The sequence below is a fragment of the Paenibacillus sp. DS2015 genome (assembly GCF_050433705.1).
Taxonomy (GTDB): Bacteria; Bacillota; Bacilli; order Paenibacillales; family Paenibacillaceae; genus Paenibacillus_AQ.
In genome coordinates, this window is record NZ_JBNPWS010000001.1 from 1 (window position 1) to 24,132 (window position 24,132).

The 24,132-nt window shown below is 41.6% G+C and carries 27 protein-coding genes; 3 read left to right on the forward strand and 24 right to left on the reverse strand.

Annotated elements, in window-relative coordinates:
* Window positions 1-759: 759 nt before the first annotated feature.
* Window positions 760-966, reverse strand: coding sequence for a hypothetical protein (locus J2T13_RS00005; RefSeq protein WP_429367131.1), 207 nt, complete (start codon window positions 964-966; stop codon window positions 760-762).
* A 14-nt stretch (window positions 967-980) separates the two neighbouring features.
* A complete protein-coding gene (locus J2T13_RS00010) occupies window positions 981-1,967 on the reverse strand; it encodes an N-acetylglucosamine kinase (RefSeq protein ID WP_429367133.1) in 987 nt (328 codons plus the stop codon).
* A gap of 154 nt (window positions 1,968-2,121) precedes the next feature.
* Between J2T13_RS00010 and J2T13_RS00015 the strand changes: the two genes are divergently transcribed.
* Entirely contained in the window at window positions 2,122-2,424 is a 303-nt protein-coding gene (locus J2T13_RS00015; protein WP_429367134.1) for a hypothetical protein, read from the forward strand.
* 94 nt (window positions 2,425-2,518) lie between these two features.
* Here the strand turns inward: J2T13_RS00015 and J2T13_RS00020 are convergent, their stop codons facing one another.
* From J2T13_RS00020 to J2T13_RS00120, 21 genes are all read right to left on the reverse strand, one after another.
* Window positions 2,519-2,713 (reverse strand): YwbE family protein, encoded by a 195-nt coding sequence (locus J2T13_RS00020; protein WP_429367136.1) that lies wholly within the window; start codon window positions 2,711-2,713, stop codon window positions 2,519-2,521.
* Between the two features lie 100 nt (window positions 2,714-2,813).
* Complete coding sequence (locus J2T13_RS00025; RefSeq protein WP_429367138.1) at window positions 2,814-3,299, reverse strand: MarR family winged helix-turn-helix transcriptional regulator; 486 nt, start codon at window positions 3,297-3,299, stop codon at window positions 2,814-2,816.
* Window positions 3,300-3,382: 83 nt separating this feature from the next.
* Window positions 3,383-3,808, reverse strand: coding sequence for a VanZ family protein (locus J2T13_RS00030; RefSeq protein ID WP_429367140.1), 426 nt, complete (start codon window positions 3,806-3,808; stop codon window positions 3,383-3,385).
* A gap of 1 nt (window position 3,809) precedes the next feature.
* Entirely contained in the window at window positions 3,810-4,481 is a 672-nt protein-coding gene (gene rpiA / locus J2T13_RS00035) for a ribose-5-phosphate isomerase RpiA (protein ID WP_429367142.1), read from the reverse strand.
* A gap of 135 nt (window positions 4,482-4,616) precedes the next feature.
* The gene (locus tag J2T13_RS00040; protein ID WP_429367144.1) at window positions 4,617-5,498 is read right to left on the reverse strand and encodes a GNAT family N-acetyltransferase; all 882 of its coding nucleotides are present in this window, start codon (window positions 5,496-5,498) and stop codon (window positions 4,617-4,619) included.
* Window positions 5,499-5,598: 100 nt separating this feature from the next.
* Window positions 5,599-6,018, reverse strand: a complete 420-nt coding sequence (locus J2T13_RS00045) for a hypothetical protein (RefSeq protein WP_429367146.1) — start codon at window positions 6,016-6,018, stop codon at window positions 5,599-5,601.
* Between the two features lie 39 nt (window positions 6,019-6,057).
* Window positions 6,058-6,897: a hypothetical protein gene (locus J2T13_RS00050; RefSeq protein WP_429367147.1), complete on the reverse strand. Its 840-nt coding sequence runs from the start codon at window positions 6,895-6,897 to the stop codon at window positions 6,058-6,060.
* A gap of 86 nt (window positions 6,898-6,983) precedes the next feature.
* Complete coding sequence (locus J2T13_RS00055) at window positions 6,984-7,925, reverse strand: GNAT family N-acetyltransferase (RefSeq protein WP_429367149.1); 942 nt, start codon at window positions 7,923-7,925, stop codon at window positions 6,984-6,986.
* Window positions 7,926-8,125: 200 nt separating this feature from the next.
* Complete coding sequence (locus tag J2T13_RS00060) at window positions 8,126-8,734, reverse strand: ABC transporter ATP-binding protein (RefSeq protein WP_429367151.1); 609 nt, start codon at window positions 8,732-8,734, stop codon at window positions 8,126-8,128.
* Window positions 8,724-9,647 (reverse strand): ABC transporter ATP-binding protein, encoded by a 924-nt coding sequence (locus tag J2T13_RS00065; protein WP_429367153.1) that lies wholly within the window; start codon window positions 9,645-9,647, stop codon window positions 8,724-8,726. Before J2T13_RS00065 ends, J2T13_RS00060 begins: the two co-directional genes overlap by 11 nt.
* 55 nt (window positions 9,648-9,702) lie before the next feature.
* Entirely contained in the window at window positions 9,703-10,527 is an 825-nt protein-coding gene (locus J2T13_RS00070; RefSeq protein ID WP_429367155.1) for an ABC transporter permease, read from the reverse strand.
* On the reverse strand, window positions 10,524-11,516 hold the full coding sequence (locus tag J2T13_RS00075) for an ABC transporter permease (protein WP_429367157.1): 993 nt from the start codon (window positions 11,514-11,516) through the stop codon (window positions 10,524-10,526). Before J2T13_RS00075 ends, J2T13_RS00070 begins: the two co-directional genes overlap by 4 nt.
* An 18-nt stretch (window positions 11,517-11,534) precedes the next feature.
* Window positions 11,535-13,154, reverse strand: a complete 1,620-nt coding sequence (locus J2T13_RS00080; protein ID WP_429367159.1) for an ABC transporter substrate-binding protein — start codon at window positions 13,152-13,154, stop codon at window positions 11,535-11,537.
* Window positions 13,155-13,306: 152 nt separating this feature from the next.
* Window positions 13,307-13,789: a nickel-responsive transcriptional regulator NikR gene (gene nikR / locus J2T13_RS00085; protein WP_429367160.1), complete on the reverse strand. Its 483-nt coding sequence runs from the start codon at window positions 13,787-13,789 to the stop codon at window positions 13,307-13,309.
* 33 nt (window positions 13,790-13,822) lie between these two features.
* Complete coding sequence (locus tag J2T13_RS00090; RefSeq protein ID WP_429367161.1) at window positions 13,823-14,476, reverse strand: HAD hydrolase-like protein; 654 nt, start codon at window positions 14,474-14,476, stop codon at window positions 13,823-13,825.
* Between the two features lie 17 nt (window positions 14,477-14,493).
* The gene (locus tag J2T13_RS00095; protein ID WP_429367163.1) at window positions 14,494-15,315 is read right to left on the reverse strand and encodes a CPBP family intramembrane glutamic endopeptidase; all 822 of its coding nucleotides are present in this window, start codon (window positions 15,313-15,315) and stop codon (window positions 14,494-14,496) included.
* A gap of 31 nt (window positions 15,316-15,346) precedes the next feature.
* Window positions 15,347-16,810 (reverse strand): MDR family MFS transporter, encoded by a 1,464-nt coding sequence (locus J2T13_RS00100; protein ID WP_429367762.1) that lies wholly within the window; start codon window positions 16,808-16,810, stop codon window positions 15,347-15,349.
* Between the two features lie 217 nt (window positions 16,811-17,027).
* Complete coding sequence (locus tag J2T13_RS00105) at window positions 17,028-17,537, reverse strand: hypothetical protein (RefSeq protein WP_429367165.1); 510 nt, start codon at window positions 17,535-17,537, stop codon at window positions 17,028-17,030.
* A gap of 287 nt (window positions 17,538-17,824) precedes the next feature.
* On the reverse strand, window positions 17,825-18,307 hold the full coding sequence (locus J2T13_RS00110) for a Fur family transcriptional regulator (protein ID WP_429367167.1): 483 nt from the start codon (window positions 18,305-18,307) through the stop codon (window positions 17,825-17,827).
* Window positions 18,308-18,580: 273 nt separating this feature from the next.
* Entirely contained in the window at window positions 18,581-19,270 is a 690-nt protein-coding gene (locus J2T13_RS00115) for an LrgB family protein (protein ID WP_429367169.1), read from the reverse strand.
* On the reverse strand, window positions 19,270-19,665 hold the full coding sequence (locus J2T13_RS00120; RefSeq protein ID WP_429367171.1) for a CidA/LrgA family protein: 396 nt from the start codon (window positions 19,663-19,665) through the stop codon (window positions 19,270-19,272). Before J2T13_RS00120 ends, J2T13_RS00115 begins: the two co-directional genes overlap by 1 nt.
* A gap of 244 nt (window positions 19,666-19,909) precedes the next feature.
* On the opposite strand from J2T13_RS00120, the gene J2T13_RS00125 reads away from it, so the two are divergent.
* The gene (locus J2T13_RS00125) at window positions 19,910-20,206 is read left to right on the forward strand and encodes an ArsR/SmtB family transcription factor (RefSeq protein ID WP_429367173.1); all 297 of its coding nucleotides are present in this window, start codon (window positions 19,910-19,912) and stop codon (window positions 20,204-20,206) included.
* Window positions 20,199-22,718, forward strand: a complete 2,520-nt coding sequence (locus tag J2T13_RS00130) for an FAD-dependent oxidoreductase (RefSeq protein ID WP_429367175.1) — start codon at window positions 20,199-20,201, stop codon at window positions 22,716-22,718. Before J2T13_RS00125 ends, J2T13_RS00130 begins: the two co-directional genes overlap by 8 nt.
* A 362-nt stretch (window positions 22,719-23,080) precedes the next feature.
* On the opposite strand, the gene J2T13_RS00135 is transcribed toward J2T13_RS00130, so the two are convergent.
* A complete protein-coding gene (locus J2T13_RS00135) occupies window positions 23,081-24,085 on the reverse strand; it encodes a serine hydrolase domain-containing protein (RefSeq protein WP_429367177.1) in 1,005 nt (334 codons plus the stop codon).
* Window positions 24,086-24,132 lie beyond the last annotated feature (47 nt).

Here is a 24,132-nt window from a genome sequence, read left to right on the forward strand (position 1 = left end):
AAACCAGATTCTACGGAAGATAAAGATTCATAATTTTGCTCGATGTAGGGAATTTTCAACTGCTACTTTTGGGGATTATTAAGTTGGTGTTGACAGTATCCAATCTTATCGTAAAAATTATTAGAAATACCGTTGTTAGACCAATAATCTAATGACCTATTGGTATTACTTTCTCCATATGTTTTCATTGATTCCATTAGAGGCATTGAATTTAAATGATATGAAAAATGAAATCCAATAGTGTATAAGACCAGCTAACGAAGTTAATGAAATTGTTGCTATTCTAATATTGATGCTCCAGATATCTTTGAAAATATAATACAAAGCCAAAAATGTTAAACAATATAATGTGATACCGACTACAAATCTATAAACAGTCTTGTTTATCAGTAGTTTATTGATCAGAAGTGTCAATAAAGAGAAGAAGAATATAAAAAATGAAGGGAGAAATATTAGAACAATCACACCATCAGTAAACAACGGGAATTCATTATCAACATAATTTGGCCAAAAATTAATTACACCTATTAACGGAAATATAAGAGATATTACAATCCATATTCTGTATAACGTCGTCAAATTATTAATCACCCCTATAATATTTAGGTTACAATGTGGCATGAATATTCTGTAATTCTTGATTGAGTTTAATTTTTAAGTTCGTGCTCTTTAGTTTGTTTGATTTGCATACCACAGCCCCCTGAGCGGCTATGATTCTTTATATTATGTTTCATACGAATATTTCACCTAACTACTAATCTACGATTTCACATATCCCTCCCTCACAGCTGAATAAACGATTTCGCTTAAATCGTTGCTCTGTGGTTGATAGACGAAGTCTTTCGTCTCACTCCCCCTCCTCACCCATATCCATATTCCCCATATTATAGCATCAAAATTCCAGATTCTATCAGGAAAGCTTGAAGATAAAAAGACAGATGGCGCTGTAGGCCAATCTGTCTTCATCGTGTTTCCTTATTTCAATGCGTATACTGCTTAACATCCTCATCAAGTAAGCTCAAGCATTCCCAAGAAGGATTCACTCCTATCTTTCGATAAGCATGTAATGCAGCACCTACGACAGGACTCAAGTACGCCTGATGATATACATATCGTCTTCTAGAGATATCAGCAACGCTCATCTGTTGTTCTACGGCGTTTTGCATATAAGAACTCAGCAGTACGCTACCTATGAAAGAAATAGAGACTTCAGGCTGACTAAAGCCTGATCCTACTAAGCGAATTGCTATCGCAACCGAAGCAGCCGCGCTATCACATACTTGACAAGCCAATGGAATGCCTTGTTCGGCTGCTAAAGTTATAAGTGGAGCTAGCTGTCCAAATAACCGATTTCTACTTTTTGCATCTGGATCGAAACCTTTGGCACCTTTCTTAACAAGTTCATGGACATCAGTACATTGCCAGAAATCCAGAATCTTATGTACGAATTGTAGATCATCACTCCCATACTGTCCCGCAATGATGAGATGAACTACTTCATAGCCTAGAAATCTTGCCGCTGCTGGAGCATAATGTTGGAACTGATAATTACGGAGTTCCGTTCCCTCCTCATTGCGCCCATAAATAACCGATCCTGTACCACAAATGGCAACAATACCTGGCTCTCCACGAAAAGCCCCGACCTGCGCAGTTAATGCATCACTTTCAATACTAATAACACCCGATATTCCAGTTATAGATAACTGTTCTTGTGCCCACTGGTAATCCTTATCTTCATCAAGACCCGCTAAGCCTGCCGTCATGGCTGCAACATCTTCAACTCTGCGCCCTGCAACAAGTAGCGCCTCTGAAATACCTTCTGTAAGATGTAGTCCCGCGTCTTCATGATGAAATGGATTTGAGCCACCCTTCACAACATAAGACAGTATTGTACCTCTTAAATCAGCAACAACAATCCGAGTGTGGCTGCCACCCCCGTCTATCCCGATTACGACTTGATCTGACATGTGAAGTCCCCCTGCTATGTCTACTTTAGGATGATGTAACGGAAGCATATGGAGTTAATATAGCATAATTGGATTGGAGATTTCTTGGTTTTTTCTAAAATATTGAATGTGCTATAATGGTGTCTAACTATAGGGATTAGGATGGGACAATAATATGGCTTTTGGAATCAAAAGAGAAGAGTTAACGACGTGGAAAGAAGCTGTAAACAGCGGTGAAATTGCCTTTTTGACACATTATTGGTTAGACCCTCGCTTCCCCAACATTACCACAGTCACTAAAGTGGGATGTTCAGACCTTGAAAGGTTATCCAAGTGGTGCATCGATCATGGGTTACCACCCCAATATATTCACAATCGATCCCCTTTTCCCCATTTCGACCTTATGGGTTCAAGGCAGAAGGAAATCCTGATTCAGGAAAATTTATCGCAACACATTGAGCGATTTAGGATGAACTGACCGACCCATAGGCCAAGGAAATAAGATACCCACGACAATAATAAAGGCAATCCCACCAGATGAAGGTGTGGACTGCCTTTATTATTAAAGATCTTTATTGAATAATCATCTGCACACGTCCAACTTGACCACTAGTTAATCTAACTTTAATGCCATGTGGATGCTTCGGTGAGTTGGTTAACAGATCTTTGACGATACCTCTTGTTAGCTTACCTGTCGGTTGGTCCTGCTTCAACACAATATCTACCTCTAGCCCCGGACGAATATTAGCGCGAACTTGTCCATTCATTGATATATTCACTTCCTATATGTCGTTTAGTCATGATATTCGCTACAGGAAACGATACAGGATCCACTACCTTTATGCAAATCGTTACCGTTTTCGCCAATTATGTTTGTTGTTTGAAACTATCCTCAGCGGATAATCCAAGCTTCTTCAAAAGAGTAATCGCAACCTTCTTCTCAGCTTCGTCTAACCCCTTGACCGCCTCAACAAGAACGCTCTGATGATGTGGAAAAATTTCTTGAATAAATGATCTTCCTTCTTCCGTCAGATCTGCAAATATGACTCGTCTATCATCAGGTGAGGCAATGCGTACAAGTAAGTTTTTCTTTTGTAATTTATCGGCAACATATGTAATATTCCCACTGGAAATCAGAACTTTCTCCCCAATTTTTTGCAACGGCTGGGGGCCTTTGTGGTATAACAAATCAAGAACACCAAATTCAGTGGAATTAAGTCCATAACTTTGGATACTTCGTGTAGAATGTGAAACTACAGAATTATAAGCACGCGCCAATACAATAAAGAGATCTAGTGAGAGTTCATCACTCTTATCCCCCAAGGGTTCATTCAAATTCGTGTTGTCGTTCATGATAGAAAACCTCCAAATAAATTATCTTAACACCAAGATAATATAATGATTACTTGATGTCAAATATACAATCACAATATATTTTATAAGAACCGATTAATAATGAAATAACCGATCCATACCCCCAACAAATTGAGAATAACATCATCTACATCTAAACTCCCTACCCTTAGTATCATTTGACTCAATTCAAGCACGATGATACAAGGGACAAATAACATGGCCAGTCTTATGTAAGATCTTAGACACTTTCGTAGGACAGGTATGAATAGACCAAACGGAACAAATACACCCACATTACCAAACAAGTTAATAAGCCAAGTCGAAGTTGAGATCTCATTATGGTGACGTACATATAAAATTATGGTTTCGAGTGGAATTAGATTATAGCTAAGGGGTGCCCCCACATGCCGCACACGACCAAAACCTATAAACATCCAATATAGTAAACATAAGCTATAACTTATGATCAGAGCCCATAACATTACCCTAATGAATGATTTAGACATGTTACTTCCGTTCCACAATAGCTACAGAACCGTCTGAATGACCAATAACAGCAACATCTGCAAGCCCTATAAATAACCCATGGTCTACAATCCCAGGTATACCTGAAATTTGCTTTTGCAGATCCGTCGGCGAATCGATACTTCCAAATTGGCAGTCTGCAATATAATTCCCGTTATCCGTAACAAATAATTTCTCTCCATCTGTGCGAAGCTGAGGCCGACAACCTAATTGTTGCAACGAATGAAGAGTCCATTCGACTGCAAATGGTATGACTTCCACGGGTAATGGAAAGCGACCAAGCTTGTCCACAAATTTACTCTCATCAGCTATAATAATTAACTTATGACTATGGAAGGCTACGATTTTTTCTCTTAATAAAGCCCCTCCACCACCTTTGATGAGTTGTAGGTGTGAATCCAATTCATCAGCGCCATCAATCGTTACATCTAAATGCTCTATCTGGCTAAATGGAATCAAGGGAATGCCCAGCTCGGCCGCATGCCTTTCCGATGCTTTTGAAGTAGCTACGGCTTGAATAGATAACCCTTCCTTGACTCGTTCACCAATCTTTTGAATCGCCCAATAAGCGGTAGAGCCTGTGCCCAGTCCAACTTTCATCCCATCTTTAATATATTGGACCGCCCGCTCAGCCGAAATTCTTTTCATATTCACGTCTAACACACCCCCATTCAAGTTATCCACACAACCATCCATGCATCGTAAAGAGCATCGAGCTCGTTCTAGCCCTTCACCCTAAGGTGCCCTGGTTAAGAACGAGCTCAACTCCGTGGTCTGATCTACTACGTATTATTTAAATACTACAACAACAGAATCTGCTTTAGGTTCGTACCCAATATTCATATAGATATGATTCGAGACGGGATTACTCAAATCTGTATACAGACTAGTGAATTGATACGATCCACGCAGCATATTTCTGGTTAGCGTCGACACACAAGAGCTAGCATAGCCCTGATTACGATGCTCAGGTGGTGTATATACCATATTCACTACCGCTCCATGCAAGGTGGGTCTAGTCTGTTGTGCCATGGAGACAGGTTCGCCATCATCAATCCATAGATAGATCGCTGAACTCTCAGTAGCCGTCTTAGCTAACTTGATCGCACGATCTATCGACATGACTTCCAATGCTTCAGCAGCGAATTCATAAATCCATTGACCCAACAGTGGAATATCTCTAAACTCAGCCGCTCTAAAAATACCCGGACTTAACTTTAAATCCTTCACTTGGGTACAAACATATATTCTTTGATCCATTTGTATTTCAGAGCTCTGACCCGTAATTACATTCCATTCCTTGGCAAAGAGAAAAGCTGTCTCTCGTAAAGCAATAATACTAGGAACTGAGATTTCTTGTTCCACAATGTACTGAATAGCCGTAGAACAGGCCTCAGCTATAAATTCGTCATTCACCACCTGTTCACTAATGTAAAGTATGAGATGCTCCGTCGTTTTGACTAAGATCAAGATATCTTTCTCATCGTTACTCACTACAGCCATGAAGGGAAGCGGTCCATCATGATGCACGTCCTTCACCGTGTACTTGAATGACTCGACCAGACGATAGACGATACCAAGCGGAAGATTATTAAGCATTTCATTTTCCAGTAACACAGGTTCAACACGATTCAAGAAATCGGATGGATCACTATAACTGAGTATATGCATAATTCAATCTCCCTTCATTAGCCATTTTTCTACCTTAGCACAAATCTGGAAAAATATATAGAATGAACTAAAGACGCCCCCCCCCTATTCCTGAGTTGCTTTAGAACCTATCTAACTCTTGGAGTAGTTCTGTTATCATGCTCTTCTCTTCATCATTTATAGCTAACTCGTATTTAGATGCACTTGATGTCAATAGATCCTTCTGGACCGCATGTCGAATCTTGTGAATCATCACGTTCTTAGCCTCTTGCAGTCTCAACTCACCCTTAGTGCCTATGACTCGACAAAGATACGCATGTAGCTCCTGTTCTCCATCCTTGTACGATATATGAAACAACGGAAGGAGCGCCAACTGTTCTCGTTCTGTCCAACGATCTGTAAGGTGCACGATATACTGGATTGAAGAAACTTCTGCCTCACTTAACCCTCGTTTCTCTGCGATGATCTGTGAATTTTTCCGTGCCAGCACACCAGCTGCAACCAGCAGTATAATACCGACTACTAATGCAACATATATCACGCTGTCACTCCTTTTCAACCTATAATACGAAACGTTTTCTTACTCATCTATCAAAATGTTTGCTAGTACTTGTCTTAGTTGCACCAGATCATACTGAGTGTTATCGACGGTAGTCGATGAGAGCGACAATGCCTTCATAATTTGCTCTTCCAATTGCCTTCTAGCATACAATACTTTCAAAGTACCCTCGATACCCGCATATCCATGTGCTTGTCCATAACCTTGCGATGTATAATAATCCATTAATCCATTAGACCATTCAACCGGCCGTTCTGCAACAGCCTTATTAAAGGTAACATCATAATCCTGCTGATCCATATAGATTAGAATTGGATTAAGCGGTGTTATAGCTTTCTCTAACAGCTGTACATAACGAAGGGATTCCTCCGCTTCTCGATTATGTTTGATCATACTTACCGTTACAGGATTCTGGATGAAACAACACTCAAACACATAGACTTTATCCTGAGAAACAGCTGCTGCAGCGAACTTGTTCCACTTGGCCGAGATCAGTTGCATGTTACGCTCCAGGGATACCTCGTAAATATCCTGCTTGAACAGATCAGCCAAGAGCAACGGCGGTAGCTGCCCAGGCTCATCTTGTTGTATTTTACGATAAGGTAAGAAATAATTACCCTCTTCATAAAAAGCTCTTGAGCATAGATGCATCTGATGATCCTTATGTGTATAGCAAAGCTCCTCCCACTCCTCAGGAGTGAAGCTGGCTACCCCCTCATAATCTGCTGGATGATCAAGATCACCTTCCTCCACCAGTACAACATTCTTACCTCGCTCTTGAAGAATATCAGCGATCAGACGAGCCCCTGTTGATTTACCAGAGCCGGGTAATCCTTCTACAATAATTAATTGCGCACTCATTTATGATTCCCCCTTGAAATATTCTAACATGGAAGTATCGACATATACACAAATCTCTTCCTTGATGGTTCCTTATATCTCGACCCTTATTCCATTGAAAGAGTCATTCTCCGGATGAGCAATGGCCCTGGCATGAAACCCATATGATAACAAACCGATTCTACAGGATTTCCTTGTAACACATACACCCTCAACACAGGATAATGATCGTGTAGCACGGTTAGTGCCCTTGTGAGCATATTCGTACCAATGCCGCGCTTACTATAGCTTGGTAGTACTCCTATATTATAAATGTTAGGAGAGTGACCCTGAACAGAAATGAGACAAGCCGCAATGAGTGCTTTGTTCCGTTTGTCATACACTAATGTAGAGGCTTTAAGTGCAATATCATTTGTCTGTTCAGCCAACAACTGAACGTTACTAATATAATGGCTTAAGGGCACTTGCTTTCGCTCCATAACACTTACTCCATTCGACATACAGCGAAAGAATAAATGTCCTATTTCCTTATCATGGACTAATCCTCTTGTACCCTGTCTATCCTGAACTACTGCGTCTGTAACGATAAGCGTCTTCTCCCAATCCGTCTCCATTACCTCCGTTGGTCTTTGCATCCAGCGATGTCGATACGCATCAGGCCAGAATCCTGCCCTAGCAAACAGATCGACTTGATCCGGCAATATTTCGTATACATGAATAGGTGACGACAAATCTGACCATTGCATAAGAACATTCTTTAATAAAAGGACGACTTTGCTCTGTTGCTGAAAGGGTGGAATGAAATACAGCAGATACATCAAGTTAGGCCCCATCACTACGCCCCCAATTCGATGTTCCCCTTGGTAAATCCAGTAAGTCTCCCGATCTAAACTTATGTTATACAACATTTCTTGATTAAAACTATGATATTTAGCATTGTAATAAATAGCATAGAACACTTCCCACGCATCCTTGTTCGCCTTCAGCAATGAAAATTCATCTGACATATCGTATCGGTCGAACTTACCGGACCCGTGAACAAGCCCCATTCTACGATCACTCCTTCAGACATTTATCCCTTTACCGTTATAGTTCCCATTGCTCTGCACGATAAAGTTCCACTCTAACATCCATGTAGCTGATGGTTTACAACTTCCACTATGAACTTATGCGACTTCCCCTCATTTCAACTCTTATTCACAAAAAAATCAGCCATATCCTTATACAGGATTGACTGTCTTTGAAGCAATTAATCGATATTAGAGTTCCAAGGAATAATCGTATCACAGAACCGTTTAATCAGATGCCAATCGTGGCTAATAACCAACAATCCTAATTGACGAGCCTTTGCTATTTCAAGCATACTCTGCCATATCTGTGCCTGAGTAATAGCATCTAACATCGTCGTCATCTCATCTGCAATCAAGAATCGGGTATCTGGTCCTAATGCACGAGCAATACAGATACGCTGAATTTCACCACCTGAAAGTTCATTGGGCCATCGCTCAAGCCACTCTTCCTCAATCCCCATTTCCTTGATAAAGGAAGCCTCTGGATTCCAGCCTTCAGTTAACGTTCGTCGCATTCTCCAGCGTGGATTAACCGCACGGTCGGGATGCTGAAAAACCATTTGAACAGGATGATGCCCCCGGCGAGGTATCTCAGACTTATCTATTGTAACCTCTCCTTCATCCGGCTTCGTATATCCAGCTAATATCCTTCCTAAGGTCGTCTTGCCGCAGCCACTAGGCCCAACCATTCCCACCACTTCACCAGACTGTATCGAAACATCTAATCCCCGAAAAAGCCAAGGCCCTTTCCCATGTCGATAACTTAATTGCTTACCTTCAAGTTGCACGAATACACCTCACACTTCCACCACGAACCTCTTGTATACTAGGCCGCTCAAGGTTACATTCAGACACAACCCTTGGGCAACGTGGTCCGAATAAGCATCCCGTGGGTAGCTGGCTTGGACTGGGCTGAGTACCTGCTATCGGGCTGAAATCATTCTGAGGTAATGCCTGCCATAGAGCACGACTATAGGGATGCCGAAGGCGTTCCCCTTGACCTGTGAAGTCTTGTGCAGATGCAATTTCAACCGTAGTACCGGCATAGAAGACGACCACTCGATCAGCGATCTGTAGGGCCGATTCAATATCATGTGTTATGAACAATACGGCACAGCCATCAGCCGCTAGTTCTTTAAAGCGTTGTAGCGCTTCCTTCACATCTTCTGGGTGCATACCCGGTGTAGGTTCATCGGCCACAATAAGACTGGCACCGCTCACGGTTGCTGTTGAGACAAGTACCTTCCGTGCCATGCCTCCCGATAATTGAAATGGAAATAACCGTTCTACATGTTCCGCTAGTCTATAACGTTTGAATATTTTTCGCTGCTCAGTAACAGGATCTTTATCTCGCACCGATGTGCGCACCTGTGAACCCACCCTTATTAGCGGGTCAAGATAATTAACGGATTGGGGTACAAGTGCAATCTCACGTCCTCTGAGAGTTGCCTTTCGCTTATCATCCAATACCTCCCCCTTGTAACGAATCGTGCCGGTCATGACAGCATGATCTGGAAGTATGCCTAATATTGCGTGTGCAAGCAGACTCTTTCCCGACCCGCTTGAACCGACAACAGCCACGATCTCCCCTGCTTCAGCTGATAAATTGACTCCATCTAATACCTTCGTAGTCTGCTGACGTAATCCCAGTGTGTATTTAGTAAAAGATATCGATAGGTTATGTACTTCCAGAATAGCCATACCTAGAACTCGCCTCCGTATGCATCATGCCGTCCGACAATGATTGAAATATATACTACTCACGTGCCCCATGTGGATCAACCAATAAGCGTAATTGTTCACCAAGCCAGTCGAAACACCGCACGACAATTAGAAGCCCCAGACCTGGAAAAACGGCAAGCCACCACATTCCCGTGGATAAATACCGCATAGATTCAGACAAAATAATACCGATTGCTGGCTGATGTGGTGACAGTCCGAGTCCAAGGAATGTGATTGATGACTCATGCAAAATAGCATGTGGAAACAAAAGTAATAATCCAACAAGCAACTGTGGAACGAGATGAGGCCATAAGTGCCTTGGGGCGATCCACCCTCTAGATTTCCCTAGATTCCTAGATACCTGCACAAATTCAGCAGATTTCAATTGCATAGCTTCTGCGCGAATTACACGGGCGAGACTGGGCCAATGCGTAAATGCGACACCGATAATAACCCCTTTCATCCCTCCGCCACATACAAAAGAAATAAGAACTAGCATAACTAAATGTGGAACGCTTAAGAATAAATCGATGAGCCAGGAGATAACCGTATCCACAACTTTCCCCATCGTTGCAGACATCAATCCTAAGATAGCTGCAATAAGCACACTGCACAATGAACCTATGAGTCCGACACGGATGCTCAAAAAAAGACCTTGCACAGTACGCATAAACATATCTCTTCCTAGCCAATCCGTACCGAACAGATGACTTAGCGCTGGAGGTAAATTACGCGCGTCTAAATGTGTTGAAGATGAATTCGAATCCATCAGCATACTGCCTAATCCTATCGAACATAACAACACTACAGCACCTACAGCAGTCGTTAATGTGCGTTGTCGCCTATTAAATATCCTCATGCTGTCTTACCTTCTTCCCGAATTCGGGGATCCACCCAGCGATAGAGGATATCTGATATGGCGTTCCCTGTAAATACAAATAATGCACTACAGAGAACGAGCCCTAATAACAAAGGGACATCACCTCTAAGTCCAGCCTCTACCGTTGCTTGTCCAAGACCCGGATAAGAAAAAACCTGTTCTGCCAATACTGCGCCGCCAAATAATTCACTAAAAGAAGCAAATTGCAATGTAATCGCCGGCAGCGCAATATTCCTTAGACCGTGTCGGCGAAGTAGAGTGAAACCACTCTCCCCCCTAGCTCTAGCGAATAACACATAGTCACTAGCCAATACGTCAATCAACTTCTGCCTAGTATGAAGCGCGATCGATGACACGCCAACAATACTGAGTGTTAATGTAGGTAGAATCATATGTTGGATACGATCGCCCAGCGTGACCTGCTCCGCGAGCACACCTGCGGGTACACCTAACCCAACAGGGAACCAACCCAACCACACCGCAAATATCATCAGTAGTAGCAAACCCATCCAGAACGTAGGTGTGGATGCAAGCGTATAACAATACCATTTAATCCAACGATCCACCCATGTATTCTTCTTCATTGCAGCTATGACACCTAATATAAAACCAACGACACCCGCTACGATCCATGATGATGCCATAAGTACCAGTGAATTTACGAAACGATCACTAATCACTTCGGTTACAGGCTCTCTATAGATCATAGAAGTACCGAAGTCGCCATGAAGCAATGCAGATACCCAATGCGTGAACTGCTCTACAGGAGGTCGATCTAATCCCCAATAGGTAGCTATTTCCTGTCTCTGTTCTGCACTTACTTTCATCATATCCGCGCCAATATAGGCTTGTACGGGGTCAATAGGGGATACACTAACTAATGTAAATGAGACGATACTAACCATAATTAAGAGGGTGACGAGCCGAAAAGCCTTCCGCCCTATAAACAAACCCCAATTGCGGAACATGATGAACCCCCCTTCTATTTATTCCTCCCATCTCCATTCTTCAATATTGTCAGTGACCAACCATCCATGTGTATGAGGCTGTATACGCTGTTTACCGATATCTAGCTTATCATTAACCAAATACAAATGATCAATATTAACAAGCCACGCCCATGGCGTATCTCCAAGTCCACTCAATCCTGTCTGTCCGTCCCATTGTGCATTCTTCCAATATTCTAACGCCTCTACCTCAGTCAACGCTTCCATAGCCTTTTGCATCCATTCATCGACAACTGAATTGCTGTAATACCCTGGGTTGTAGTACTCTACCCCTTGATAATCCGTACTATAAATATTGTACATTTCCAGTGGATCATGACTACCGAAACCCAGCAGAACTGCATCGGAATGCATCATCTTCTCAATCTCTTCCCAACTCTTACCCTCAACATTTATCTGAATACCCGCAGATTTCACCATATCAGCAGTAGCCAGCGCTAGCGATTGGCGAGTCATATCACCTGAAGGATATAACATAGTAAACTCAGCTTGAAGGTTGCCCTTTTCGGCAATACCGTCATTATTACGATCTACCCAACCCGCATCTGTTAGAAGCTGCTTAGCCTCGTCGATCTTACCATCTTGGATCACCGTTTCTGGATTCCACCAAGGGAGATTATCGTTCGCCGAGTATGCAGGTGTTCCGTAACCATTCAACACCCCATCCACCAACTTCTGACGATCGATAGCGACATTGACCGCTCGCCGGATCGCGATATCTGATGTAACATCATTTCCAATCGGGTATCCATCCTTGGTCGTTCCACCAGAAGGGACATAAGGGAACATAATTCCGCGATTATCAACGGTCTTCACATCCTCGATATGCATTCCTTCAATAGTCTGATTACTTAACGAAGACACAATGTAAGCAACATCCACATTCCCAGTCTTCGCACTAGCGAAGGAAGCGTCTTCATTTAGGAATACAAAGGTCAGCTTCTTGAAGAAAGGAACTTTACCATAGTATTCTGGGTTCAATTTAACAATAACCTGTTGTCCTTTGTCCCACTGTACCAATTGATATGGTCCTGACCCGATTGGGTTCCCCGCGTATCCGTCACCATAAGCGTGTTTAGGAACAATACCTGTGGATATTAACAGTGATATAAAGGTAGACTGTGACTCTTTCAATGTGAAAATGACGGTATCATCCCCCTGAGACTGCACACTCACCATATTTGTCAAATCGATCGTTGAGGCGTTCTGCGCTATCTTCTCGAAGGTAAATACAACATCTGCTGGAGTTAATGGTTGTCCATCAGAGAACTTCACATCCTTACGAATTTTCACTGTCCATACTTTAGCGTCATCACTGACTTCATACCGTTGTGCGAGATCGTTAACGATCTTCAAATCATGATTTCTCTTAAGTAAGGTACTCTGAAACAACGGAGAGCCATAACGTCCCCAGCCTGTGGTTGGATCAAACCCATCTTCTGGTTCGCTACCAATAGCAAGGATCAGCTCAGCTCTATCCGATTGTACATTTTTGTCTTCATCTTCGACTGTCAGTGAGGCAGATTTCGAACACCCCGCCAACAGGATACATAACAAGATCACGGGTACAATAACTAACTTCATAGATCTGTTCAACATTAATTCTCGCTCCCCCACTACCCACTTGTAACACGTTTTGATAAAAGTGTAGCACAGACAAATGGAGAATTCATCTATTTTCACATCTATTCCGTCAAATTTCCACATAAAAAAAAACAACCATCTGCTGAATGATGGTTGTTCATTAGGAATTATATATGATTATGATTATGATTATGATTATGACTATGATCAGGGTCATGCTCCGCTGAAGCTTGGTCATCAGCATACGTTACAGACAACTCCGCGTAGAACACGCCATTCTGGACCTGAATTTGCTGATGCAGTGACCGGAGATTGGATACATTACCCCGGACAACGATCACCTCTAAACATTGTGCATGGTTTAAATGCACATGCATCGTAGAGATAATGTCATGGTGGAACTGATGTTGCAAATCCATTAGCACCATCGGTAACTCGCTAATGTGATGGTCGTACACCATTACAATCGTACCAGCGACTAATTCATCTGATCTCAGACGGGAAGGCTCTAACAATGATCTCCGCACTAAATCTCTAATCGCCGCTGAGCGGTTCGTATAACCCTGATCTTCAATATACTGATCGAACTGTTCAATCAACGGTGCTGGAAATGATACGCCGAATCGGATTAACTCATCTCTTTCTGCCATATTACCACCCTGCCTTGTCTATGGTTAGATTGGTTACCTTGCTATGGAGAATGCATGTGTCAGTTCAGCCACCGTTCGATACATATAAGTCGGCTTACTATCGAGCAATTCATCATGATTTCCATACCCATATTCAACAGCAATCGACGAAATCTCATTGCTATTCGCCCCAATGATATCGTGTTTCCGATCTCCGATCATGATCGTTGACTCTTTGTTTAACTCTTTATCTATGATAATACTCCGAATAATGGAAGTTTTATCTGCCATCGTTCCATCTAGATTACTACCATACAGTGCCGCGAAATAATGATCGATGCCGAAATGCCTGACGATTTGTTCAGCATATACAGTTGGTTTCGACGTAGCAATCATAAGTGTTCTGCCTTGATTAAGCAGCATTTGCAATAGCTCAGGAATCCCCGAATATACGGCGTTATCGAACATTCCTTTGTCTACAAAGTACTCTCTGAAATAAGTAACCCCTTGGCTCACCTCTGCCTCAGAGAATCCATAAAAATCTGTAAAAGAAACGGCAAGTGGCGGACCTATGAACATCTCAAGCTTATCTAAATCAGGCTCTATAATATCAAATTTAGATAAAGCATATTGTACAGATTTCGTAATCCCTAGCTTAGGATCCGTAAGTGTTCCGTCTAGATCAAATAAAATAATGTCAGAATTCAAGATATTCCGCCTCTTTTCTAAAAAATCAACCCACTCAATACAAATAATACATTCATGATAAAATGAAGAAGGATCACAGGTAGCAACCCTCTCGATCTTATCGCAATGCCGCCTAACATCATCCCTAATACAGCAAATAGTGCACAGATACTCCAAGGAAATCCTAATGAATAATGATACATACCAAACGGAATACTGCCTATAATCAATCCGAGTCTCTCACCTAACCCATCCACAAATCGCGTAAGAATATAACCTCTCCAAAGAAATTCTTCGAGAATAGCGTTTATGAAGGCGAAGACGATTCCATACAGGAGAAGCGTAACAAAGTCAGCTCGTCCCCAATCAATAACAGCGACAAAGGATGATACTATGACCACTACACCGATAAGTAGAAATTGCCACATCGGGTTCGGCAATCCAACCCATATGAAAGGGAAATGAATGGGGCGAGTAAAGCTCCCAAAGGTAAAGTAACGTGTCTGAGCTGGTTGAACTTTATCCCATATCATAAAAGGTAAAAGATACCCGATGAGGCTGAACCGTGATAAAGCGATTACTAATTCTTGTGATAGGTTAGCTTGATTTAGTAAATAGGTAATCGTCGAATCCATATACGCCGCTGTCCAGTAACCCATCATGTATATAACACTCAAATGTACAATGTTCCTGATCCCACGTGAAGTAGGTGCATAATATGAGATTATCGCTATAACTAACCCCAATATCACACTTTCCTTGATCGATATTAATTGAACAGAAATCCCTGTTACAATCATAACGAGACAAGCACTATATAACCATACATTCGTTCTAAGGTTCACTTTACCGTTGGACATTACGGTTCTCCTTCATCCGACTAGTAGACGTTTATTCAGCAGAGGGTGATTTATTCAGTTGAACGCGCGCTTTACCCATAAGGAATACAACAATGACAGCTACTCCAACTGGAATTAAAGCAATATAGAATATATGAGCAATCGATGATGACATGGCATTCACGATTTTATCCAGAATCTCAGCTGGGATTTGTGAACGAACACCCACTTGGAAAATTTGCCTAACATCTATATCTTTAAAGTTAGACATGGCGGAAGTCGCATCATCCATTCCCTTGAAGTTCTCTGCAAGCTTATTCGTGAACACACTATTCTGAATCGTACCAAAGATCGTAATTCCGAGCGTCATCCCAAGCGAACGAAGAAATTGATTCGTCGAATTCGCGGTTCCCCGATAACGAGCTTCAAGATTGTGCGCTGAAGATGTTGGCAGAAGAGAGAAGGAGAAGCCCATTCCGAATCCTACGATGATCATTGCCATCGTTAAGAAAGTACGAGCTGTATCCGGAGTCAAGGTACTTAACATAAACATACCGACGAAATATGAAAAAACGGATAGAATCATTAAGTTACGATAGCTCGTTTTGGCAACAAATATCCCCCCAATGGAGCTACCAACCACAGACCCTAACATCATAGGTGTTAGAATTAATCCCGCATTCGTAGCGGATCCACCATACACAGCTTGAACAAATATCGGAATATACACCGTCATAATGATAAATGTGCCCCCATATAGAAAGGCTAATATTTGTGTTGTAGCGAATAACCGACGTTTGAATAACCAGAAAGGAATAATAGGTTCTTGTGCTTTGAGTTCAACAAAGAAGAATATGATAAAGAATAAAGCAAAACTTGTAAATAAGGAAATGATAACGGTAGAATCCCAAGCATACTCTTTACCGCCAAGCTCTAATGCAAACATTAAACTGATGACTGCAATAACGAGCGTCGCAGCCCCCCACCAGTCGATCTTTTGCTTCACATGTTGTGTAGACTCATGATATGAACGAATAATGAAAAACAAAGCTACAATTCCAATCGGAACATTGATGTAGAAAATCCATTCCCAACCAATATATTGCGTAATATAAGCTCCGAGCAATGGACCTGCGACACTTGCTGCTCCGAATACTGCGCCTAATAAAGCTGTCATTTTACCACGGTTCTCAGGTGGGAATATATCAAAAATAATGGCAAAGGCAATCGGCATCAACGCTCCGCCACCAATCCCCTGAATGGCACGATAAATGGCAAGTTGCTCAATACTTTGAGCAAACCCACACAGTATAGATCCTAATAGAAATACCGAGATCCCAAAAACAAAAAATCGTTTACGCCCATACATATCAGACAACTTACCGAAGATTGGCATCCCTGCCATCGTTGTAATCATATAGGCAGACGTTACCCATATAAATTTATCAAACCCTCCAAGCTCAGATACGATAGTCCCCATCGCTGTAGCCACGATGGTATTATCAATCGCCGCCATAAATATAGCGAGCAATAGCCCTGCCACAACTAATTTAATATTACTTCTTGATGTTTCCACACTTTCAACTCTCCTTATGTATTTTTTTGGTATATCTATATATCATTCTTTTGAATATTATACTCCTCACCCTAAAACTACAAGTCCTTAAACGAAAAAAAACAGCACTCATGAACAAGTGCTGGATCATACAACGGTTACTTTATATATTTTCTATTTAAGGAATGAACTGCTGAACAATTTTTATGACTTTGCCATCTTTTACTGTCAGGTGGTAAGGGAACACACTAACATCTAACATCTCATTATTGTGATATATGGCGTCGAATTTATGTAATGAGACTAGCTCATTCCATTCCACTTGCATACTTTCGTAAGTACCGTCATGATCATAAATTTGCATGAACACTTCAGCATCTGCAGCTACTTCTAACTTTTGCAATTGTGGATCGTCATTGATCACGTAATATCCATCGGGCGGACCTGTCATGTCGCCTATATCTTGCTCGCGTTCGAGAAACTTCTCGTTCGCAACTTCACCTTCATACCATTGGATGGTGTCTGCTTCAATATATAAATGACCATTCTCTTGGACTATACTAGCAATCATGGCTGTAGATGTGTCATCCTTGGGTTCAGCAGGCTGATATCCAATTGCACTTGCCGTCGTTATAGATGTCAAAAGCACAATAACCAATATCGTCATGAATAGGGCTGATTTTCTCATCGTAATTCTCCTTTGTACTTACAGCGTTACTTTACTCTTTACTTAACTCTATATTGTTATTTACCCATACTCATCCTTTTCAAAACGCTGTAATCCATAATTCTCAATATTTCTCTTCTTTAATTATAGATGATCTGCGATGAGCAAACGTTGCAATATAGTTACAAGAAGATTATATTTTTGTGGTTTTGATTTTATGTGTACATGCCAAAAAAAACACTAAAAAACACACGTAAAAAGCTCAACCTTAAAAGGCTGAGCTCAGTTTTTAACCATTTAAATTTTATTTATGAAACAGCTTGGCATTTATCCCTGTTTGCAGCATTTTTATCATTGCAAGATTTACAGACCCCTTGAAAATCAAGACGATGATCCGTAACGGTGAATCCAAATTCGCGTTCAACTCTTTTCTCCATAGGCATTAACCAGTCTTCCTGAATCTCCTGAACAGCACCACACTCTGTACAAATTAAGTGATGATGAAAGTGAGGCTGGTTCATAAACCGTAAATCAAAGCGTGCGATACCATCACCAAAGTTAATTTTCTCAACAACATGTAGCTCTTTCAGCAATTCCAATGTCCGATAAACAGTAGCAATACCAATGTCCGGACAATTCTTTTTGACTAGCATATACACTTCTTCTGTCGTTAAATGATTCTCTTCATTCTCCAGTAACACTCGAACAGTCGCTTCACGCTGCGATGTCAGCTTATAACCTTTGGCAGTCAGTTGCCTTTTGATCTCTTCAATATGCTCTGTAATCATCATGGCCTAAATAACACCTCCATTAAGCTTCTTCATTATATCAATATTATATAAATGTTTACAACAACCTTATTTATAGTAAATATTATATAATAATAACTTAAATGTATAGACATTTCAAGTCCGTACCCTATACTTAGCACTTTTCTTTATTATAACTGACGATTTGGAATATGAATGTGATATAACATGCTTTGCCTAGTATCCCCCCATCGCTCTGGCAGATACTTTTTCCCCTTTTTCACAGATGTTTTATTACGTAATTTTCACAATAGATCAATGAGGATACATCAACCACGCAACGAAAGGCGCTACACATGATCCTGCAATCGCGCACACAGTCATTCCTACGGAGCTCATGGACACGGATTGCTCTCCGTACTCCAATGATTTCGCAGTACCCAATGCATGTGACGCGGTACCTAGGCCGATCCCAATTCCAGACTCACTTTTAATTCTGAAGAGCTTTAAGATAAAGGGTCCACCAATAGCTCCCGTAAATCCGGCAATCATGACGAATACGGAGGTTAAAGAAGATTCCCCTCCCAAACGATCTGATATCTGAATCGCTACGGGCGTCGTAATAGATTTAGGTAATAGCGAAAGAATATATGTTTTAGGAAATCCCATACTAACAGCCATTAGCATCCCGCTGAACATCCCTACGAACAGGCCCACAAGTGTTCCTCCCAGAATGGCTGGAAGATTGCGCCGTAATACGTGCCGTTGCTTATATAAAGGATAAGCTAAAGAGACAACCGCGGGTCCCAGTAGCTGGTTAATCCATTGACCGCCGATCATATAAGTCTCATAAGGAATCCGAAAATATAACAGCAGCACAACAACTGTAAAAGTAGCTGTTAATGCAGGCATCAGTATGGGAAAGTGAAAACGTCTGTATAACACAGACATAACGATATAAATACTTACATTAACCAGAACGATCGCTGCTGCAGTCAAGACCATTATATTGCCTTCCCCTTTTCTCTATTATCCCTCTTACTCCTTGTACTCCAACCTGCCAGCCATTGGCTTGAATGTGCCGCTACTACCATCGTTAATGCCGTACTTATGATAATGATCACAATCAACATCAGCCCTTTTCCGCTGAATATGCCTAAATGATTCACAATCCCTGCCGTCGCTGGGATAAAAAATAACGGAAGATATGACTGTACCGCTGTTGACCCGTTCTCAATCCATCTGATGGGTACGATCTTACACAAAAGCAATACAAATAAGAGTAACAGCCCTACAATACTCCCTGGAATAGGGAGGTGAAGCAGTTGTTGTACATAATCACCAGCCAAATAAAACAAATATAACAATCCAACCTGCACTATGATTCGAATAATTTTCATGATTTATAGAGTTCCCTTCTTGAATTAAACTATCCTTATATGTATGTTAAGCGGATTGCGTTCTTTCAGACTAACAGAGTTTTCATGATCTTTTCAATCCAATTATGAAAATCTTATGAATATTACATTATTCAGCAAAAAGCACAAATCACTACTATACAAGATCTTCAACTCCGTTTGACTAAACTATCGTTATATCGTAATATTACGATATAACGTTAGTTTAGAGAGAGTGGTGAATCTTATGAATAACAATTTTAAGGACTACAATGAAGTTTCTGACATCCTAAAGGCGTTGGCACATCCTGTTCGTCTGTGCATTGTTAGAGGGCTTCTAGACAAGGGTAAGTGTAACGTTTCACATATGCAGGAATGTTTAGATTTACCACAATCGACTGTTTCACAGCATCTTCAGAAGCTACGATCTATCGGTATCGTTGAAACGGACCGTAACGGTCTTGAAGTAAACTACACCATTGCAGATATGAGAGTTAAGAAGCTCGTACACATTTTTTTTGGGGAGGTAATAGAGAATGAATAACAACAAGAAAATTTTGATCATTGGGGGTGTAGCTGGAGGGGCTTCCGCTGCAGCTCGCCTACGTCGTTTGGATGAAGAAGCACATATTGTCATGTTTGAGAGAGATCCATACATTTCTTTTGCCAATTGTGGTTTGCCTTACTACATTGGAGATTCTATTAAAGAGCGGTCCAAGCTACTCGTGCAAACGCCTGAAGCGATGCATAAACGCTTTAACATCGATGTTCGAACAGAAAGCGAAGTCACGTCCATTAACCCCTTGAACAAAACCGTAAGTGTCCAGAGCAAAGAACGAGGTGTGTATGAAGAAAGTTATGATTATATTATTCTTTCACCCGGAGCTAAACCTACGCGCCCTAACTTACCTGGTATAGATAGCTCAAGAATCTATAAACTTCGTAATATCCCTGATACAGACGCTATTAAGAAGCGTGTCCAAGATGAAATGACGCGGTCTGCTATCGTAATAGGAGGAGGATTTATTGGCGTTGAGATGGCTGAGAACCTCAAAGAAATAGGTCTAGAGGTAACTCTCATCGAAGCAGGCCCACAAATACTTGCCCCTTTTGATGCTGAAATGGCCAACGTTCTAATTAAGGAGCTTGAAGAGCACGATGTTAACCTATTTTTCTCTGAAAGGGTTCAATCATTCCGAGACACCGAGACTCATATCGAGGTCCATCTAGCAAGTGGTAAAGTTCTAACCAGTGATATGGTCATTCTAGCCATCGGAGTAACGCCAGATACGGGATTCTTGCAGGAAAGTGGTCTAGAGCTAGGTCCTCGTGGTCATATCATCGTGAATGATAAGCTTGAAACGAACCTAGAGAATATCTACGCCGTAGGAGATGCCATTGAAGTTGTAGATTATATCAACGGAAATAAGACGGCGATCCCCCTAGCTGGACCTGCGAATAAACAAGGACGAATTGCTGCAGATAATGTATGTGGATTAGGCACAACGTATAAAGGAACTCAGGGAACTTCGATCATTAAAGTATTCGGCATTACAGGTGCAGCAACCGGTAATAATGAGAAAACGTTACAACGATTAGGCATTCCATATCAAGTTATATATGTGCATCCAAGCTCCCATGCCTCTTATTATCCAGGAGCGAGTCCACTTGCCATCAAACTTCTGTTTAATGATGAAGGTACAATATTGGGAGCACAAGCAACCGGTTATAAGGGTGTGGATAAAAGAATCGATGATATCGCAACCGTGATCCACTTCCGAGGAACGGTTACAGACCTAACTGAGCTAGAACTATCATATGCTCCACCCTATTCATCAGCTAAAGATCCTGTGAACATGGCTGGCTATACGGCCGAGAATGTATTAAAAGAAGCCACTCAAGTCGTCGTACCCAGAGATTTGGAGACACGTGATCAAGAACATACAATCCTTGTAGATGTTCGAAGTCAAATTGAGCATGATAATGGACATATTCCAGATTCAATTCTGATTCCCGTAGATGAACTACGTGAAAGAATGCATGAGCTAGATCATAACAAAGAAATTTGGGTCTACTGTCAAGTCGGATTGCGGGGATATACAGCTTCTCGAATCTTAGCACAAAAAGGTTTCAAGGTTCGTAACCTTACCGGTGGCTATAAAACTTATCAAATGGCGAACTATACACCTACTCTACCAAAAGAGGGCAAACCATGGGTTACATTGGGTACGTCCAGTACGTCTACGTCCAGTACATCGGTAACATCCGTTACCATTGAACCTAAACAGGAGATTGCAGCAGCTAAAGAATCGACTATTCAAGCAAATGTCGAGCTTGATGCCTGTGGACTAAGTTGCCCCGGCCCCCTTATTCAACTCAAAAATAAAATGGAACAGCTTACTGAGGGTGACATTCTCCGGGTGACCGCTTCAGATCCAGGCTTCTATGAAGATGTCCAAGCTTGGGCGCAGATGACTTCCAACCGTATATTGGAAGTTAATAAAACTACAAATGGTATGATTGAAGCTTATCTATCTAAGGGATCGACCGTACTCCCAGCTTCTGCTGTGCAAACACCCGTAACTCCTGAGGGAGCCTCTATGGTCGTATTCAGCGGTGACTTAGATAAAGCGATTGCTGCCTTCATTATTGCTAATGGCGCAGCTGCTAGTGGTAAGAACGTAACTCTATTCTTTACTTTCTGGGGACTGAACATCATTCGTAAATCCAGTAAAGTCGCCGTTAACAAAACGTTCATTGGAAAAATGTTCGGTGCCATGATGCCCCGTGGAAGTCATAAATTAACGTTGTCCAAGATGAACATGATGGGCATGGGTTCCAAAATGATCCGCGGTGTGATGCGTAAGAATAACGTGTCCTCTCTTGAAGAATTGATAGAGACCGCTATCGCACAAGGTGTAGAAATCGTTGCTTGCCAAATGTCTATGGACCTTATGGGAATAACACGAGAAGAACTCATTGATCATGTAAAAATTGGTGGAGTGGGTTACTACTTGGGTAAAGCAGATCAATCAGGGATTAATCTCTTCATTTAAAATTTTTCATGAGAGAAAGTCACTGTTCTAAGCGGCCGCTTCGCGAACGGAACGTTTCTGCAATCGCAGTGGTCTCCAAATTAGCGGATTGAAATCGCTCGGCGGTTGTAATTCAGAGGCAACTTATTCTTTCGAAGTAGCTTTCCTGTGGAAAGCTTTTAGGCGATCGCTACACTTTTACGAAATCGTTCCGTCCTCTCCAAAAATTGAGCCTTAGAATCGCTTCTAAGGCTCGTTTTTGTAAGGGGTCCTATTTGTAATAGAACACCGTTGCATCAAGTTCCCATCAGATGATCCTCCTACCCTAACAAGAGGTTTTACCTATGTACATTTACAGTAAGTAACGTACGCTTTCCTATGCCCTATGATAACTTCTCAATTTCTTGTGTAATGTCATAAGCACCGCCGCCAATATTAGAGGTGATCACTAATGAACGCCCTGTTGCTGGATAAACCGATGAATTGAAATTAATGCCGGGATCATATCCCATCACATGATATTTATAAATATCATCGCCCTCTTTCGTTATCCATACGCCATAACCATAATACTCTGAATCATCTTCTTGGATATGAGGTGTCAATAGAACCTTAGTTAGCTCTGGACTAATGAGTTGATAAGCGAATAGTCCTTCCCACAATTTCATCATATCCGGTGCCGTGACATAAGCCCCTCCATCCGCTCCACCTTTGACAGGAATAGAATAAGCATTTGTTCTCCAACTTCCGTCCTCTCCATCGAGATAACCGATCGCCGTATTACTCGGAAGATGATCTAGTGAAAAGTACCCTGAATGTTCCATTTCAAGTGGTTTAAAGATATGATTCTCCGTATATTCCGAGAAGGATTGACCTGTAATCTGCTCAATAATTAAACCGAGAACGATAAATCCAGCGTTATTGTAGTGAAATCTCTCTCCAGGCTCAAACATCATCGCTTGGTCAGCGAACATCGGCAAGAAATCCTTTAAATGTCGCAACGAATACATCGGCTTTACTTTCCACAAATCTTCGAAATCATCCATGATTTCCTCATCGAAATAATCTGGAATACCTGAGCTATGCGTTAACAGATGATGGATGGTGATGTCACTGTTGAAATTAGGGAAATCCACATCTAAACATTCACTAAGTTTAGCCTGAAACGATAAGACTCCCTTATCTACTAACTGACAGATGCCAATAGCCGTAAATAGCTTACAACCTGATGCGATACCGAATCGTGTATTCATATCATTCAGAACGTGATCAGCACGGTTAGAATACCCAAAAGCTGCTTCCGTTGTCGCCCCGCTCTTCTCTTTCATCAGGACTACACCCGAGAAATCATTCTTCTTAGCCACTGAATCCACTCTATCTTTCAACATGAAATAACGCCTCCACGATGTTCATATTCCCGTTCCATTTCCTTCTC